Origin of the sequence: Novispirillum itersonii subsp. itersonii ATCC 12639, from assembly GCF_000381985.1 — a bacterium.
Taxonomy (GTDB): domain Bacteria; phylum Pseudomonadota; class Alphaproteobacteria; order Rhodospirillales; family Rhodospirillaceae; genus Novispirillum; species Novispirillum itersonii.
In genome coordinates this window covers 93538-109932 of the sequence record NZ_KB907337.1, presented here as the reverse complement: position 1 = coordinate 109932, position 16395 = coordinate 93538, and the positions used below count along the sequence as shown (strand labels likewise).

The 16395-nt window shown below is 66.2% G+C and carries 11 protein-coding genes; all 11 read right to left on the bottom strand.

Going from position 1 to position 16395, the window contains the following annotated elements; translation table 11 throughout:
• Nucleotides 1–2 precede the first annotated feature (2 nt).
• Nucleotides 3–2090, bottom strand: coding sequence for a type VI secretion system Vgr family protein (locus tag G365_RS0100505; protein ID WP_019643536.1), 2088 nt, complete (start codon nucleotides 2088–2090; stop codon nucleotides 3–5).
• The gene (tssG, locus tag G365_RS0100500; RefSeq protein ID WP_019643535.1) at nucleotides 2087–3256 is read right to left on the bottom strand and encodes a type VI secretion system baseplate subunit TssG; all 1170 of its coding nucleotides are present in this window, start codon (nucleotides 3254–3256) and stop codon (nucleotides 2087–2089) included. The genes G365_RS0100505 and tssG overlap by 4 nt, the downstream gene beginning before the upstream one ends.
• Nucleotides 3220–5085, bottom strand: coding sequence for a type VI secretion system baseplate subunit TssF (gene tssF / locus G365_RS19750; protein WP_019643534.1), 1866 nt, complete (start codon nucleotides 5083–5085; stop codon nucleotides 3220–3222). The genes tssG and tssF overlap by 37 nt, the downstream gene beginning before the upstream one ends.
• Complete coding sequence (tssE, locus tag G365_RS22535; RefSeq protein ID WP_019643533.1) at nucleotides 5085–5636, bottom strand: type VI secretion system baseplate subunit TssE; 552 nt, start codon at nucleotides 5634–5636, stop codon at nucleotides 5085–5087. Before tssE ends, tssF begins: the two co-directional genes overlap by 1 nt.
• Nucleotides 5637–5670: 34 nt before the next feature.
• Nucleotides 5671–6165, bottom strand: a complete 495-nt coding sequence (locus G365_RS0100485; protein WP_019643532.1) for an Hcp family type VI secretion system effector — start codon at nucleotides 6163–6165, stop codon at nucleotides 5671–5673.
• A gap of 86 nt (nucleotides 6166–6251) precedes the next feature.
• Nucleotides 6252–7769, bottom strand: a complete 1518-nt coding sequence (gene tssC / locus G365_RS0100480; RefSeq protein WP_019643531.1) for a type VI secretion system contractile sheath large subunit — start codon at nucleotides 7767–7769, stop codon at nucleotides 6252–6254.
• A 23-nt stretch (nucleotides 7770–7792) separates the two neighbouring features.
• Nucleotides 7793–8410: a type VI secretion system contractile sheath small subunit gene (gene tssB, locus G365_RS19740; protein WP_019643530.1), complete on the bottom strand. Its 618-nt coding sequence runs from the start codon at nucleotides 8408–8410 to the stop codon at nucleotides 7793–7795.
• Between the two features lie 259 nt (nucleotides 8411–8669).
• Nucleotides 8670–9863, bottom strand: a complete 1194-nt coding sequence (tssA, locus tag G365_RS0100470; protein ID WP_019643529.1) for a type VI secretion system protein TssA — start codon at nucleotides 9861–9863, stop codon at nucleotides 8670–8672.
• The gene (locus tag G365_RS0100465) at nucleotides 9860–13858 is read right to left on the bottom strand and encodes a type VI secretion system protein (RefSeq protein WP_019643528.1); all 3999 of its coding nucleotides are present in this window, start codon (nucleotides 13856–13858) and stop codon (nucleotides 9860–9862) included. The genes tssA and G365_RS0100465 overlap by 4 nt, the downstream gene beginning before the upstream one ends.
• 3 nt (nucleotides 13859–13861) lie before the next feature.
• A complete protein-coding gene (locus tag G365_RS22530; RefSeq protein WP_019643527.1) occupies nucleotides 13862–14641 on the bottom strand; it encodes a DotU family type IV/VI secretion system protein in 780 nt (259 codons plus the stop codon).
• Complete coding sequence (tssK, locus tag G365_RS0100455; protein ID WP_169545013.1) at nucleotides 14638–16320, bottom strand: type VI secretion system baseplate subunit TssK; 1683 nt, start codon at nucleotides 16318–16320, stop codon at nucleotides 14638–14640. Before tssK ends, G365_RS22530 begins: the two co-directional genes overlap by 4 nt.
• Between the last annotated feature and the right edge of the window lie 75 nt (nucleotides 16321–16395).

The following is a 16395-nucleotide window of genomic DNA, read 5'->3' as shown; positions in this document are numbered from 1 at the left end:
CCTTATCCCCCCAGCTTGGTGATCGCGCCCTTGAAAGTCCCCATCGCCCCACCTTCGGCGGTCAGCATCGCATCCCCCTTTACCGAGACCATGGTGCCCTTGGCGGTCAGATTGACGCCACCATCCAGCGTCATGCCCAGACTGCCCTTGTGACTGGCCTGCATTCCGGCCTCGGTGTTCAGGTTCATCCCGGCCTTAACGGTGGTGTTGGTCCCCCCTTCTGCGGTCAGGGTGGTTCCGGCATTGATTTCCGCCGCAGTGCCCGCCTTGGCGGTCAGGCCGGTGGAAGCCGTGAGGGTAATCGTGGTGCCGCTGGATTTGATGCTGATGCTTTTGGCAGTGATGGTCAGGTCACCATCCACCGTCAGACTGTAGTTGCCACTGACGGTATGGGTGAAATCGTCTTTGTCAGTGTGGGTTTCCTTACCCGTCACCGTCACCGACCGCTTGCCCTCCACCGTCAGGGTCTCATCTTTTTTGATGTCGGTGGTCCGCGATCCGGTTTCAATCTTCAGGGCGTCATCGCCTTTCTTGATGGTGACGGTGCGGTTGCCTTCGTTCAGGGTCAGCAGGTCATCGGCCTTATCGACCGTCACGGTGCGCTGGTTCTTGATCAGGCCGGTCATGTCTTTTTCCGCCTGATACCACACCTCTTCGCTGCCCTTTTTGTCTTCAAAGCGCAGCTCATTGAACCCCTCTCCCCCCTTCGACGAATTGCTTTTCAGGGTGCTGCGGGTCTGGTTATCCGGCAGCGGATAGGGCAGCGTCTGTTCGGCATTATAGACACAGCCGGTGACCAGAGGCCGGTCAGGGTCGCCTTCCTCAAAGCTGACCACCACCTCCTGCCCGATACGCGGCAGCACCCACATACCCCAGCCTTTCCCGGCCCAGCCCTGCGCCACGCGGATCCAGCACGAGGCGTTTTCATCCTTCTGGCCGCGCTGATCCCAATGGAACTGCACTTTGATGCGGCCATACTGATCGGTCCATATTTCCTCACCGCTTTTACCGACCACCAGCGCGGTCTGGCTGCCGGAAATACGCGGGCGCGGCATCCGCAGCGGGCGGAATGCGGTCGCCGCCGGAAACGCCGCCAGAGTGTTGTGATACTCCCGCTGGCTGGCAACGGTTTCCAGCCGACGGATGACCCAACCGGCGTTGACATCCGATGCCGGATGCCCGGTCACGCTCATCTTTCCCCCGGCGATCAGCCCCCCGGCCCCGGAATCCGCCGTCAGCGTCACCGCCGCCACGGTATGGGCCTGCTGCTGTTGCTGGGTCAGGGTGTCGCCGTCACTTTTCTTGGTATACAGGCCCGGCCAGTCGTAGATCTGCCACTTCGGGCTGTCGCCGCTGCGGCTGGACTTCAGATCGGTCGAGGGGGTCAGAAACGAATAATCATCATACTGAACCGCATTGGTGGTCACCCCATGGCGCAGGGTGCCACCGTACAGCACATCGGCCCGGGTGACGGTCTGCTCCCCCGCCACGCCCCATGTCAGGCTGCCGGCATCACTGCCCCAGCCATCGGTGGAATCCGCCAGCACCAGCGTATGCGCACTGTCAGTATGGGTGAAGTAGAAGAAGATCCCTTCCTCCGACATCAGGCGGCACAGAAAATCCCACGCTGTTTCGCGGTACTGCACGCAGTAATCCCGCGCTGTATAGGTCTGGGTCAGCGACTTTTTCAGATCCGTAAAGCCCAGCTCGGAACAGACGGTGCTGATGATGTCCGGGACGGTGCTGTTCTGAAAGATCCGGCAATCCTGCGTCAGGGTCAGCAGCCAGCACCACGGCACCAGATCCAGCCGATAGCGGGTAGTGCGCTGATCGGCCCCGCCCTGCATAAATCCGGCAACCCGGGCATGGATGAGACGGGTTTTGCCATCGGGCAGATGCAGGGTAACGCTGACCGCCTTGCCCAACACCGTGGCGGCGGACAGGGCCGCATCGGTCGAGACCGCCTCCACCTGATAGGAGAACAGGCCGGAGACCTCTTCATGGCCGGTCAGATAGGTGACGATCAGCTTATCGGCCCCGAAAGGGGTGGTCAGGCTGATCCGCAGCGCTGTCTGGGTGAAGTCCGTCATGCCGGGTCCTCCGCCCAGACCTGCGGCAGGGTCAGCGTCACCGGCGCGGGTACAGCGGGGGCCTGCCCCTCCCGCCGCCCGGCTGTCAGCCACGTTGCCCAGCCCAGCCGGGCCAGCGGTGACCCCAGACGCAGCGGCGGGCACTGCTGCGGGGCCAGTGTCAGCCGCACCTGCACCGTCAGCGGGCGGACCAGATAAAACCGGACCAGATCAATCAGCCGCTGCCATTCCGCCGCGCCCGGCAGGGGCAGCAGACCGAACAGACGCTCCAGCGACAGCAGACCGATATCCAGAATCACCCCGTCAGAGGGATCATAAACCCGGCGGCCCAACACGGCAGTACCGGCCTGACTGGCCGTCCCCAGCCCGTGGTTCTGCCCGCCGGTCCCCCAGACATCCCCCAGCCGGGTCCGGAACCGTTCCGGCAGGCGGTTCCAGCCACCCTGAAACGGGGTCAGCCGCGCCGACAGCGGCGCACACCGGCCATTGGGGCGACCGCGCAACAGGTCGGTCACCGCCCTTTCCAGCCCCACCGCTGACCGCGACCGCCCGAGAAACAAGGGGGCCTGCCGCAAAATCAGTGCATCCGGCACCGCCAGACGGCCGTGGGTTCCGTCTGATCCCAGCCCCAGTGCCGAAAGGGCCCAGCGCGTCATGGCCACCCGCTCCGGCGGGGCCCCGCTCAGACCCGGGCGCATCTGCCGCTGCGCCCGGACAGAGACCGAGGTCAGACGGTGCTGCAACATGTCAAGAAAGGCCCGTGGCGCGGTTTCCCCCTGCCGGGCCAGCTCGCGGATCCAGGCCGCATACACATAGGGCAAGACCCCGTCAGCCCCCAGCAGGGTCCCGGCCCGAACCTGCACCCGCATCTGCGGTATTCCCGGCTGCGGGTCGTACACCGCCGTCACCGCAGCCGGTGCGGTCGAAAACTCAGTATCCTGACGGAAGCGGATCACCTCCCGCGACGGAAAGGCCCCGGTGCCGACCGGCACACAGCCGTCCTCCAGATGTTCCAGCAGCCGCACCGCCATTGCCAGATCAAAGCGCCATGGCTGACGCCGCAGCAGCGCCAGCGGCGCCGCGTCCGGCAGCGGGTCAGACAGGCGGGCGGGCAGGCCCGGCAGTGCCCCTAAAGCAGCGGGTGTGTACCAGCGCGAGGTTCCCATTCCTTCCAGTCTTTCTCCGTCCGTCCGCTATCCGTCGCCCCGGCAAAATGCACGGCAACCTGTGTTGCCGCATTGACCCCGGCCAGCAGGCCGACCACATGGTTCAGGACCGATGCCAGCAGATAGGCATTGCCATCCCCTGCCCCGCTGCCACGCAGGCGCAGCCTGACCCGCAGACCGGGCAGAAAGCCACCGGGGGTAAAAAGATCCGGGGCCCGCCGCAGCAGGGTCCGCCGGACCTCAACCTGCTCCAATGCCCCGGCAACCACGCCGAAATCCCCGTCGCCATCCGGTGACAGCACCAGTGTCAGCAGCTCCCGCAGGGCCCGCAGCGATTCCCCGTCATCATTCAGCACCAGATGCGACAGCGACAAAGCCGACACCAGCCGCCACAGGGTTTCCCCCTGCATCGGCGGCATCAGCTGCCCGGTCGGGCGGCGCAGCAGGCGCACGGTCAGCCCCGGCAGGGCCGCATCGACATGCAGGCGGGTCCCGCCCGGCAGATCCGCCGCCAGCCCCCGGTTGGTACACAGCGTAAAAGCGTATAACGTGCGCTGGTCCGGAACCAGCGGCGACAGCGCCGGATCAACGAAGGACAGCATCATGTCGGTTCCGGTGACGCCCGGCCGCTCCGCCGCCACCCGACGGGTGAGATACCATGGCCCGTCCCCGGCAGCGGCATGATCGCAGGAAAACAGCGGTGACAGCCGGGCCGCGCCATCGTTGCGGTCCCCCGATGCTGAAACAGACAGCACGGTATGGATTTCGGTGCTGTCATCCAGCCGGGCATCGGCCAGCAGCCGGTATTCAAAGCGGTCATGGGTCAGGCGCAACGGCTCGGTGGTCTTGGGAAACAGATTGATGACCGGCACACAGCCCAGCCGCAGGCTGCCGGTGTCAATTTTCATCCCCGGCGGCGGCGGATCCTGCAGGCAGAACAGCAGATCGCAGTGCCGCCCGGTCAGCACACCGTCCAACCCTTCAACATCAATGAACAGGAATTTTTCAGGGAAGGCCGCCAGTTCCTGCAGCAGCCGCCACGCCGGTTGTGCGGTCTCCGGGTCCGGCAGGGCAGCATCGTCATCGGCAAATCCCGCCGCCTGTACCCGCACCCCCGGCAGGGCGGTGACCGTCCCGTCCGCATCCTGACGCAACACACCGACACAGCGGGCGTCAAGCAGGCTGAACAGCATCGGCGCACTGGCCGGATCCCCGCTGCAATGCAGGCGCAGACTGCGGACCGGCAGCCCGTCCAGCGGCAAGGCCCCGGTCGCTTCCAGCCGCACCTGCACCAGCGCCTGTGTGCGGGTCAGCAGCGCCGCTGTCCCATCGTGGCCCATCGGTCCTGCCTGTACGGCAGCGGCCACCGCTTCCGGCCCGGTCAGCCGGGTTTCGGTGCAGCGCAGAGGCCACAGGGTCAGGGGCGAGCAGGTGCTGAACCAACAGACCTGCCCCCGGTCCGTCTCGGCATACAGCCGGGTCTTGCGGGGCACCGGATAGCCGGTGGACAGGGCCCCCTGTGCCGGATCAGCCTCGATATGCGCCACCGCCATCGACGGCACCGGGGTAACCATGTGCGGGGCCAGAATGCCCAGCAGGCTTTCCGGCAGCAGGCCGAAATCACTGTCAACACTGCGCTGAATGCGTGCGGTCAGAAACGCGACCGATTCCAGCAGCCGCTCCACCTGCGGGTCGGCGCTGACATCGGGCCCCAGATCCAGCCGGGATGCCACTTTGGGGTATTCGCGGGCAAAGTCGCGGCCCAATTCCCGCAGGGCGGCAAGCTCCTGCTGATAATAGGGGAAAAGATGGCTGGTGCTGGTGGTCATCACAGGCCCCTGACATCACGGGCGGCAAAATCAGGGATAACCGGGGTCCCCGGACGCAGCGGGGTGACAAACCGGGCGGCAATCCGCCGCGGCCCGGCCACCAGCTCCCCCTCCACCGTCGCCTGCCAGCGCAGGGGGCGGGACGGATCGACCGACCCATCAGCAGGCATCGGCGTGATCTGCACCCGGACCCCTTGCAGGCGCGGCTCGTAGGCGGCAATCGCCGCCGCGACCGCCCGTTGCAGGCGGTCACGGTTGCCGCCGCTGCTTTCGGTCAGGGTGCCGAAATCGGGAATGCCATAGGTCAGGACCGTCCGCCCGTCCGGTTCCAGCCGGTCCCCGTCCACCGGGGCACGGGTCGCCAGCAGGCGGGTCAGTTCCCGCTCCACCGACGCATGCAGACCTTCCAGCGTCAGATGCTGCCCGTCCTTCGACAGCAGCGGGCCGGGATCCGTTCCGCCGCCCGGTTCAATCCCCCATGTCCCGTCTTCCGTCAGGGCCAGACGGTCAAACAGAAGGACCGGCGCACCGGGAAAGGTTTTTCCGGTCATGCCCCGGCCCCCCTGCCATCAGGATACAGACACCTTACGACGAGGCGCCGGTGGCGGTCATCAGGTCGTATTCGTAGGCCAGATTGCCCTTCTGCTCCGCGGTATCTTCCTGCGACATGTACCACCACTTGATCTTGGAATAGTTCAGCGTAATGGTTTCCGTCGGCTGACCGCCGCCGCCGCCGACCGAAATCGACGAGATGATGGCGTTGGTCATGGTGTATTCGATGTACTTCTTCGGGGTCTTCGACTTGTCATCCATCTGATAGATGGTGACCACCGCCGTCGGGAACGAGGTGCCGATGCAGCAATGATAGTTCAGCAGCGGCGATGATTTGTCGAACAGCTTGGTCAGCACCATATCCTGATGCTGGGGCTTGCCGGTGGTGCGCTTGGCATTCGACACGTCCCAGCTCAGCGGCTGCGACACACCGTGCGAATAGCTCATGATCACCAGCTTGTCCTTGGCATCGCTGTAGGTGCTTTCGCCCTTAATGTCGGCGCCAAGGTCGAGGATGATGTAATCCATCGTCAGAAATCCTGTTCGGGGGGCCGGTCCCGGTCGGTGCTATCGGGCGGAACCGGCCATCATCGGATAAAGCGGGAAGACGGCGGTTATGCCGCCGCCGGGGGCGGCAGTTCCGCCACCAGACGCAGCGAGGCGGTCAGCTCTTCCAGCTGGAAATGCGGACGCAGGAACACGGTGGCGGTATAGGCCCCCGGCTTGCCCGGCACCTCGATAACGTCGATGCGTGCCTCCCGCAGCGGATACTGCGCCTTGATGGTCTGCTGGGCGTTGTCATCCAGCAGCACATAATCGACGACCCATGTATTCAGGAAATCGGCGACATTCTTGGCGGTCATAAAGCTGCCGATCTTGTTGCGCATCATCACTTTGATGTAATGGGCAAAGCGCGACGCATTCAGCAGGTACGGCAGGGTGGACGACAGCCGGGCGTTGGCGTTGGCGGCGTCTTTGTTATAGACCTTCGGGCGGTGCAGGGTGGCGCCGCTGAAGAAGGTGGCGTAGTTGGTGCCCTTGCAGTAGCACAGCGAGATCAGGCCCAGATCCGACAGTTCCTTTTCCCGCCGGTCAGTGATGGCGATTTCGGTCGGCACCACCGGCACGCGGATGGTTGCCGGATCATCGGCCTTATCCGGGTCTTCAGGGAACAGGTAGATCGGCAGATTGCTGACCTTGCCGCCGCCCTCAACCCCACGGATCGCCGCCGTCCAGCCGAAGTTGAAGAAGGCGTCGGTGACGCGCATCCCCAGAAACCATGCGGCATTGCCCCACAGGAAGCGGTTGTCGGCCCCGATGCTGGTGCTTTCCTCGTACCGGAACTCCGGCACTTTCTGCCACTTCTCGCCGTAGGGCAGACGCATCACCACCCGCGGCAGGCACAGCGCGACGTAGCGGCTGTCTTCCTCATCCCGGAAGCTGTTCCAGTTGATGTAATCGGCGCTTTCAAACAGCCCGGCCAGATCCCGGGGATTCATCAGGCCAGACCAGTCCTGACCGTTCAGCAGATACGGCGAGGCCGCCGACAGGAACGGCGCATGGGCCGAGGCCGCAACGGCCGCGATACCGCGCAGCGTGGCCAGATCTTCCGGCAGGTGTGACCATTCGTAAGAGCCGAGCAGGCAGGAATACGGCTGGCCGCCAAGGGTGCCATATTCTTCCTCGTACACCTTTTTGAACAGCACGGACTGGTCGGTTTCCACCGCCGTGGTCAGGTCGGTGTGCAGCTCGTTCTTGGTGACGTTCAACACCTTCAGTTTCAGGGTGGTGGAGGTGACGGTGTTCATCACCAGCTGGTGCAGGCCGCGCCAGGTCGCTTCCAGTTCCTGAAAATCAGGGTCATGCAGCACCGCATCCATCATCGCCGACAGCTGGCTGTCAAGGCCGGTGATATAGGCGGCAACCGCCGCTGACAGGTCGGGGCCGGTGGCCGAGGTGCTGTCTTTCAGCACATCCTCAAACAGCAGGCGCAGGGCATCATGGGTGTTGGCCATCGCCTTCTGGTGATCGGCATCAGCGAACACCTGTTCCGGCGGCAGGCCGGGCGGCAGATAGTTGCCGGTCTTTTCCACGACCAGCAGGGCATTTTCCGGTTTATCGATCAGGGGCATCTGTCGTCTCCGAGCTGGCGGGATCAGGTGGCGGCCGGGGTGCCGTTATCGGGGGGGGTCGCATCGGGCTTGCTGCCGTCCGTCAGGCCCGGCACATCTTTGGCGGGCGGATGCAGGGCCGCGATCTTGTCGAGCAGCGCCTTCTTCTCATCCGGGGTTGCCGCCAGCTCCAGCAGCACATCCATCAGGGTGTCGTTGCCATCCAGACGGCTTTGCAGGTCGCGCAGCACCGAACGCTTGTGCAGCAGGGCCGCCATCTCGGGGATTTTTGCGGTCAGCCCGGACGGGGTGAAATCGGTCATGCTCTCAAACGTCAGCGCCAGCGGCAGTTTGGCGGTCACAGCCTTGCCATCCGCCCCGGTGGTGGTCACCTCCACCGCCTTTTTCAGGGTCGGGGTGCTTTTTTTCATCACCGCGCCGAAGGTGTCGCGGTCGATTTCCGCAAACTTACGTTCCTTCAGTTTCGGCAGGGCCTTGCGGGCATCAGCATCGCCGGTCAGATCGGCCATGATCCCCATGACGAACGGCAGGCTCAGCTTTTCCGAGGCATTACCGATTTCCACGTCATAGGTGATCTGCACACGCGGCGGACGGATCTTGCCGAGGCGGTGCTGGAAATTGTCTACGAAGGCTGCGGTCATGGCGCCCCCCTTAGAGGCTGGATAGAGGGTGAAGACGGTATGCCGGAACGGCCCTGCCCCCGACCTTTCTCCCCCGGTCTTTACACGGCAGGAACGGATCTGAACCGGGCAGGCTCAACAACGGTATCTGGAACGTCCAAAGAGACTCTCTGCGGTTATTTTTAACAAACAAAAACACTTTTAGCGATTAAGTTTTCCCGATATCTCTCAATAGACATTAAGAAAAGGCGACCGTAACCGGGACTTGTTCTGTCCGCTCTCATCGCTCACCGTTCAGGTCGAGCAGACCGGACAGCTCCACCAGCCCGATACCCTGCCGCGACAGTTCCGTCAGCAGATCAGAGAGCGGCATCTGGCCCCAGCGGTGGGCGCGGCGCAGCATGTAAGGCACCGGGCTGTGCGGCTCCTGCCGCATCAGGAAGTCGGCAATCTGTTCCAACGCACGGTAGGCCTCTTCCCGCGTGGTCACCGGGCCGGTCAGCCCGCCGGCAGCTCTGGCCTCCTCCGCCGGACCGGCGGCAGGTGTCTCCGTCGTGACGGCGGCGGCAGGCAGGTCATCTTCAGGCTGCATCAGGTCATCCAGTCCATCCGGGTTAAGGCCGCGCCGGTCGCATTCCTGCCGGAGCAATTTGACGATCTGGTCAAGCGTGGTCCGCAGACTGCCAAGGCTGGCTTCGTATCCCGTCATCAGATCCGGGATCGCCGCAGCCCAGTCCGCCACCGCATCCGCCGCCTGACCGGCGGTCACCAGACGGGCCAGCAGCAGGTCGGATGGGGCAGCCTCCAGCACAGCCCGGGCCTGATCGGCTGTCAGGAAAGAAGTGACCTCCCCCGGGCGGGCCTTGCGGGTGCGCGCCGCCTCGTGATCAAGAAAACACAGCGCCCCGATATCGCCGCTGCTGCCCGCGCAGGGGAGCAGCGGCAGATGCTGGACCAGATCGGTCAGGTTGCGGTTGGCCCATTCCACCGCCGCCTGCATCGGATGATCATCATCCGGGTCATGCCGGCACGGGTGCAAAGCCACGCCGAATGTCTGCTGAAGGGTCAGACAGACCCGGATCCCGGCGGCGATGCCGGAAAAGCCGTGCAGATGCCCCCATGCCTCCGTCAGCCACAGCGCCAGCAGCAGGTCCCGGCTGCGGTCCAGCAGCGCGGACCGCGACAGATCCCGCACCCGGAACCAGTCTGCCACCTTCAGGTCGCGCTGCCAGATTCCCTGCGACAGGCGTGGGTTATCGGCCTGCCGGGCATCCCGGATCGCCTGATGGGTCCCTTCCAGCAGCAGATGCGGCCCACAGGGGGCATCGGCGCTGACCGGCAGCCGCAGACGGTCGAGAAACTCCGGCAGGGCGGCATCGGGCGACCCTGCGGCCTCTAACGGGGGCGGTGGCAGCGCCGCCAGCACCGACGGATTTTCCAATGTCAGAATGTAAGGGGATGCGGCGGCATTCATCGGGCCTGCGCTCCTTTCAGGGCAGAAGAGCCCCCGGTCAGGGCAGAAGAGCCCCCGGCGGACGGCAACGGGGACAGAACCGGCGCCGTCACCGGAAACTCCGGCAGCAGCAGCGGTGTCGGTTTGCCATCGGCACCGGGAACCGTCAGCCCCAGCCCCAGCGAGACCCGGGCCTGTGTCACCTGCGGCTCCACCGCCGGGCGGCCCCCCGGCTGCACGGCCCCGGTCACCGCCGGACGGATCGCCACATCAAACAGCAGAGCCCCTGTGCTGCCCTGCACCTGATGGGTGCGCAACAGCGACACCAGCGCCCACGGGTCCTGATAGATCACCTGTGCGGTCAGATCCGGCCCGGCCCCGACCGGCAGCTGCGGGCTGTCTTTCGCCCAGCGCAAGGTCAGGCCGACCGGCTCGCCATAGCTCCATGCCGCCGTCAGACCATCGTTGGGCACCGCTTCCGGCCCGACCATCATGCTCCAGTCAAGGATCTGGTTGGCGTTCCGCTCCTGCTTGCGGTCGGCGCGCCAGCGCGGGGTCAGCGTCACCGCCGGGGCCGGGCTGCCATCCACCGCCGTCAGCCACGGGCCGAAGAATGACCGCACCGCCTGCATACGGCTGATAAAGGCCCGGGCCGCCAGCCGGTCAGCCTGCGCCATGCCGCGCCGGTCAATTTCTGCCGCAAAGCGTGGCACCGATCCATCCCACAGCCGGAAGAAGGCGCGCAGATCATCCGGCGTCACCGCTGGCAGACCGGCCCCATTCGGGGCCTGCGTGAAGGGATACCGCCCGCCGAGAGTGTGATTGAACAGCGCTGCCATCGACGAATAGGCGGTCGTCACCTGTCCGCCGCCGCCGTTCAGCTGGTCGCACCGGCTCCACAGGGCCGTTTGCAGCGTCTGCCGCCGTTCAAGGAAATAATCGCCGGTGGGGTCGGTTCCGGCCAGATCCGGCAGCTTTTCGCCGCAGGCCGGGCCGGTGATACCCGGTAAGACTGTCGCCAGATAGGCGGTCAGATCGCGTACCGTGCTACCCTGCCCGGCAAAATAAGCCGCCGTCTGCGGATACAGCCGCGCCCACGACCGCAGAAGACGCCGTTGACCGTCATCGGCAGACAGCGATCCGGCATCCTGACTCAGGTACAGCCATGCCGCCCCGCCCAGATCCAGCACCGTATGGCGCAGTGCCGCCGCCTGCGTTTCAAGATACGTGTTCAGCCCGGCGGCATCGGGGACGCCATACAGCACCTCCATCGCCGAAGGCATACCGTTCCAGTAATCAAGCTGGGCCAGCCCCGGGGGCTGGTACAGGGCACTCTGGGTAAAGCGGCTGTCAGCATGGGCCAGCACGGCAAAGGCCGTCCCGCGTGAGGCCTGTGCCAGCCCGGCGGCACCGCTGGCATCGTTCAGGGCCGTCAGCGCTGCCCGCACCAGCGAAAACAGCTCCGCCTGACGGGCAAAGGCTTCCGCCCGGCTGTCGGCCCCTTCCATCGGCAGGGCCAGACGGGCCGCGCCGATCTGGCGGCGCAGGGCAGCGGCAGTCGCTTCCTGCCCGGCCACGATCAGCCGGTCACGCAGCGGAGACTGGATCAGCGCCGCATCCTGTGTGGTCCACTGCCCATAGGTCCGGTACAGATCAAGCCCCTGTTCCAGCACGGCGGAATCCCATCCGGCGGGGGCGGTGGTCTCGACCCGCCCACCCCGCCGGGCCTGCATGAAGGGGGTCTGCAAAAAGGCCTGCAAGGTCGCGGTCAACGCCAGAATTCCGTCCCCCGGGGTCAGCAGCCCGGTCACCGGCCGGGCCACCAGCACCGGCCCGGCGCTGCGGGTCTGCCGTGACAGCAGATCTTCGCGGTAGCGGGCGGTGACGGTCCCGAAATGAAGCGACAGGCGGGTCTGTTCTTCCGGCCCCAGAAAACTGTTGTCCCCCACCCGTTTGATCAGAATTGAGAGGGTATCACCCGGCTCCAGCCGCCCGCGCTGAACCGGCAGGGTCCATCCCTGCGTCAGCAGAGTGCGCAGCCTATCGACCGAGGCGACGGCAGCCTCCACCCCGGCAGGGTGGCGCATGCTTTCCCCATCGACTGCCATCACCCCTGTCACGGCCTGTTCCAGTGATCCACGCCCGGTCAGGGCGTCGGTCTGGGCGCTGGCGTGCAGGGCCACCATGCGGGCAGCCCGGCTGCGGTCGGCCTCAGAGATCAGATAGGGATCTTCCCGCACCATGCTGATGGCCCGGATGACCAGCGGATTGGCTTCGCGGCTGCGGATTGTATAGCCCAGCAGGGACTTGGCCAGCGGCACCAGATCCGCAACCCCGCCTTCCCCGCCCAGCCGGTTGAACGAGCGGATATCGGCATCAGCATCGTCCAGAAGATCCATAAACCGGGTAAAGCGGACCTGAGCCGCTGGCTGACCGTCGGTCAGAAGATCCGCATCAACCGGCGCGGTCAGGGTCTGTTCCGACAGTGCCTCGGTGATCTGCAGGTCCAGCGCCCGGCGCATCGCCGACATGACAATGGCGGTAAAGCCCTTAACCACATAGCCTTCCATCGCATGCTGGACAGACCGGTTCCAGGACGCGGGAATCAGGATGGACCCAATGCGCCCGGCATCGACCCGTTCCATCGCATCCAGCAGAATACGGGCAGACTGTTCCTGCGTCGCCAATGATCCGTCAGCCCCCGGACCGGCACTGCGGGCCTGCCCCTGCAGATCACTGCTGATCTGTTTCAACAGCGGTTCCAGACTGTCAAATTCGCTGTCCTGATCCCAGGCCGTCCATGCCAGCCCGCAGGCTGCCGCCACACAGGTGGCCAGCAGGGTGCGGCGGATGATCTGTTCGTTGCGGGCCATCATCCGCTGGGCGCGGTGGGCCGGGCGGGCCAGCGCCCGCTCTGGCAGGATCTTCTGACGGAACAGATCCGCAGACAGAATGACCGGTCCATCCGACTTCACCTGTCCGGTCACCCAGACCCCGCGCCAGCACAGACTGTCAACGTAAGCGGTCGGGCTGAACAGTGTGCCCAGCCAGCCCTCCAGCGCCGTAATCACCCCCTGCACCCGTGACGGACACTGAATCAGCCCCCCGACACGCAGCAGATCAGCTTCGGTCATCCCGGCATTGCCCGACAGCTGCAACCGTTGCTGTGCCCGCACCGCCAGACCGGCCTGAGCCCGGTAGAGGTCTGCTGACAGGCTCTCCGCCGCTGTCGTCACCCAGTCCGCCGTATAGACCGCCTCGGCCCCCATCGGGTTGGCCCAGCCAATCATCTGCTGCCGTTCCGCCGGTTCCAGAAGACCGAAGAAGGCCTGAAAACCGGGGATCCGCTGCCCTTGCGTCACCACCACACTGACCGGCACCACCATGCCCAGTTCAGTCTGGATCAGCGACAGCCGTTCCCACAGGCGGGCTGCCTCGCGGATCAGGCCGCTGCGGGCTTCCGCCCCCACATCCTCCCCCTCCGCGAGCAGCCGGTCGGCGGCAACCGCAATCACCACCCCATCTAGCGGACGGGTACGGCGGGTGCGGCGCAGGCGGTCAAGCACCCGGCGCCAGTCGCGGTCACTGTCGGCCAGCGTCACCCCGCCCGGCACCGGCAGGGCCAGCCCCCCTTCAAAGGCCCACCAGCCGCGTGTGGTCTCCGCCGCCCCGGCCCCCCGCAGCAGGGCTGTCTTGCCCGATCCCTCGGCCCCCAGCACCAAAATCAGCGGCAGGTCATCGGCCATCTGCGGCGAACGATCAAGAACGGTCGCAAAGGGGGACTGCCCGGCCAGACTGTCTGCCGGAACAGACCCAGATACCGGTACGGTCTGGGGCTGGGTCTGGGGCGGGGGCTGCACCGGCAGCGGGGCAAAAGCCGCTTTCAGCGCCTTGGCGGCGGCAGCCTGCTTCCGCAGGGACAGAACCAGCAGGATCAGCGCCAGCAGCCCGGCCGCCACCGCCCCGCCCCCCAGCAGGGGAAGATAGGTCTGCACATCTGCGAGTACCGGCCCCATGCCTTACCCCCCCGGTGTCAGAATGGCGCGGACATCGGCGGTCAGCCATTGCCACACGGCGGTGGACACCAGAAGATACACCAGCACCGCCAGCAGACAGGCCCAGACCCATTGCGACACGGCGGGAAGCCGCCGGATCACCCCACGGTCAAGCGTATGGCTGTAAGACTGCCCGGCGATACGCTGGACCGTCATGTCAGGTGCAGCCCGGCGGGCAAGAGCTTCGGTCAGGGCCGTCAGCCGGGCCTGACCGGCCCGGGCAGCCTGATCCCCAAAGGCCACATCGGCGCGGTAACAGCCCTGAAACCCTGCGGTCAGGACCAGCAGATAGACCGCCGCCAGCTCCGCCTGCTGCCGGTCACCGCGCTTTAGCAGATCTTCCATCATCCGGGGCAGCATTTCCCCGGCGCGGGCTGTGCCACAGTACCGCAGCTCCAGCAGATCAAGTTCCCACACCGCACGCCCGGGCCACGGCGGCCCGAACAGAAACAGCTCGTCGGTCAGCGCCACCATCGCATAGGCCGCCTTATGAAACTGCTCGCTGCCCGCAACCCCGGCCGTGCGGGAGACCTCTTCCGCCTCCTGCACTATCAGATCCAGCAGGCGGGTCTGAATGGTCGCCACCATCGCCCGGATGACATCCCCCCCGCCGGAGGATGCCTCCGGGGCCCCGTCCGGCTGGCGGCGGGCCTGATAGAGGGCCTCCCGGACCTCCTGCTGAAAGCGGACGAAAAAGGCGTACAGCCGCCCCCCCGCCCCCCCTGCCGCCACGGCCGCCGTCATCGCGGTTCTTCCGGCGGCAGGGTTGAGAACGGGGGCGGAAAGCGGGGTTCCCGCCGTTCGGGCTGCGGCCACGCGAACGGATCCGGCGACGGATCATAAGGGTGCCCGGATAGCTGCCCGGATAGTTGTTCTGGCGGCTGATCCGGCGGCGGGGCACCGTAGTGGTCCTCCAGCGGGGCCGGGCGGCGCACCGGGGCCGGGGGCGGAGGAGACGCAAAACCGGCGGCAGGCGCGGCGGCGGCGGCCCGGACCCCGGCCCGTTCAGCGGCGGCGGCGGCGGCCCTTTCCGCCAGTGACGGCCGGTCGGCGGAACGCTCCGGCGGCCGCTGTTCCAGCGGCAGGTGCAACACGATTTCTTCGGGGCGTCCGTCCTGATCCGGGGCCCGGTTGCCGATCACCAGCGCATCATCCTCGCGGAACCATCCGGCATCGCCGGTCAGGGTAAACAGCAGCGTACCGCGCCGGGCCTCCAGCCCCAGCGACGGGTCACGGTCGATACGGTCGCGGCGCAGCCCCAGCAGGCGGTGGCTGCGGGCCAGATCCCGCCGGGACCGGCCACAGACCGTCGCGGTCAGCACCCAGCGTTCGACGGCGTATTCCTCCACCCCCTGCGGACAGGTCACCGCAATCACCATCCGCCCGGTCCCGGAAACCGGCACCGTATGCCCGGCCAGCCGGAACCCGTCTTCCGCCGGGGTAAAGCGGACCACCCGGCTGGACTGGCCCAGCGCACGCAGGGTTTCTTCAACAAACCCCAGCACCTCAGACAGGGCCGCCAGAGGATTATTGTGATCATAGCCGCTGAAGGGGGGCGGAATCAGGGCTTCACGCAGCGAGGCAACCCGCCCCGCCACATCCAGCAAAGCCAGATGCAGGGGGCGCGGATGGGGATCATCATCCAGAACCAGCGCTTCCAGCACCGGCAGACAGGCCCCCAACGTGGTTGCCATCCCCCGGACATCGCGCACGGTGGCCGCCGCAAACGCGGTGACCCCACCCCCGGCCTGTGCCACCAGCCGGTCGGCCTGCGCCCGCAGGTCACTGCACAGACGGCGGCAGCGTTCCTGCAACGGCGGCAGGGCCGACAGCCGCAGGGCCGGGGGCAGGAAGGACGGATCAGGCCGGAAGCCATCCGCCGTCCGCAGCACCCGCACCAGCGGGAAGCCGGTAAACGCCGGGGGAAGCTGATCCCCGACCCACAGGCGGACATTGGGCTCCAGGCGGGCGATGGCGGCTTCACCCGCGCCGCTGACGGCATCGGGAACCGCCGCCTGTTCCGCCACCCGGAAGCGCGACAGATCCGCCGCCGTCGCCGCACCGGGCATCAGCCCCAGCCGGGCTGCGCCCAGCGGCAGCGCCAGCCAGACCAGCCACGACCGGCGGGCCGGGTCTGACTGGTCAAGCACCGCGGCCAACGGCACCGGAGAGGCCGGATCAGGAGTCCGGATCACCGTGCCATCGGGCAGAATTGCTTCCAGCGCCGTCAGGCTGACGGCCCCCTGCCCCCAGACCCGGCTGTCAAAGTCATGCCGCAGCACGCCCCATGACCACGCCGAGACCGCCCGCATCTGATAAGCCGACAGCAGATCAGCCCGCAGGAAGGCCTGCTGGAAATGCTGCGGCATCAGCAGAAGCCCCTCGGACCAATGGACCGGCGCTGGTGGGGGAAGCTGCGTCATCAGGGGCATCCCTTCACAGAAGTGTGCATACGGCGGGCGCTGGCAAAGACACAGGACAGCCGGACCATAAAGGCT

Bases quoted from the DNA above. Each gene is read 5' to 3' on its own strand.
- G365_RS0100505 (WP_019643536.1), bottom strand. From the start codon at position 2,090: ATGACGGACTTCACCCAGACAGCGCTGCGGATCAGCCTGACCACCCCT.
- tssG (WP_019643535.1), bottom strand. From the start codon at position 3,256: ATGGGAACCTCGCGCTGGTACACACCCGCTGCTTTAGGGGCACTGCCG.
- tssF (WP_019643534.1), bottom strand. From the start codon at position 5,085: ATGACCACCAGCACCAGCCATCTTTTCCCCTATTATCAGCAGGAGCTT.
- tssE (WP_019643533.1), bottom strand. From the start codon at position 5,636: ATGACCGGAAAAACCTTTCCCGGTGCGCCGGTCCTTCTGTTTGACCGT.
- G365_RS0100485 (WP_019643532.1), bottom strand. From the start codon at position 6,165: ATGGATTACATCATCCTCGACCTTGGCGCCGACATTAAGGGCGAAAGC.
- tssC (WP_019643531.1), bottom strand. From the start codon at position 7,769: ATGCCCCTGATCGATAAACCGGAAAATGCCCTGCTGGTCGTGGAAAAG.
- tssB (WP_019643530.1), bottom strand. From the start codon at position 8,410: ATGACCGCAGCCTTCGTAGACAATTTCCAGCACCGCCTCGGCAAGATC.
- tssA (WP_019643529.1), bottom strand. From the start codon at position 9,863: ATGAATGCCGCCGCATCCCCTTACATTCTGACATTGGAAAATCCGTCG.
- G365_RS0100465 (WP_019643528.1), bottom strand. From the start codon at position 13,858: ATGGGGCCGGTACTCGCAGATGTGCAGACCTATCTTCCCCTGCTGGGG.
- G365_RS22530 (WP_019643527.1), bottom strand. From the start codon at position 14,641: ATGACGGCGGCCGTGGCGGCAGGGGGGGCGGGGGGGCGGCTGTACGCC.
- tssK (WP_169545013.1), bottom strand. From the start codon at position 16,320: ATGACGCAGCTTCCCCCACCAGCGCCGGTCCATTGGTCCGAGGGGCTT.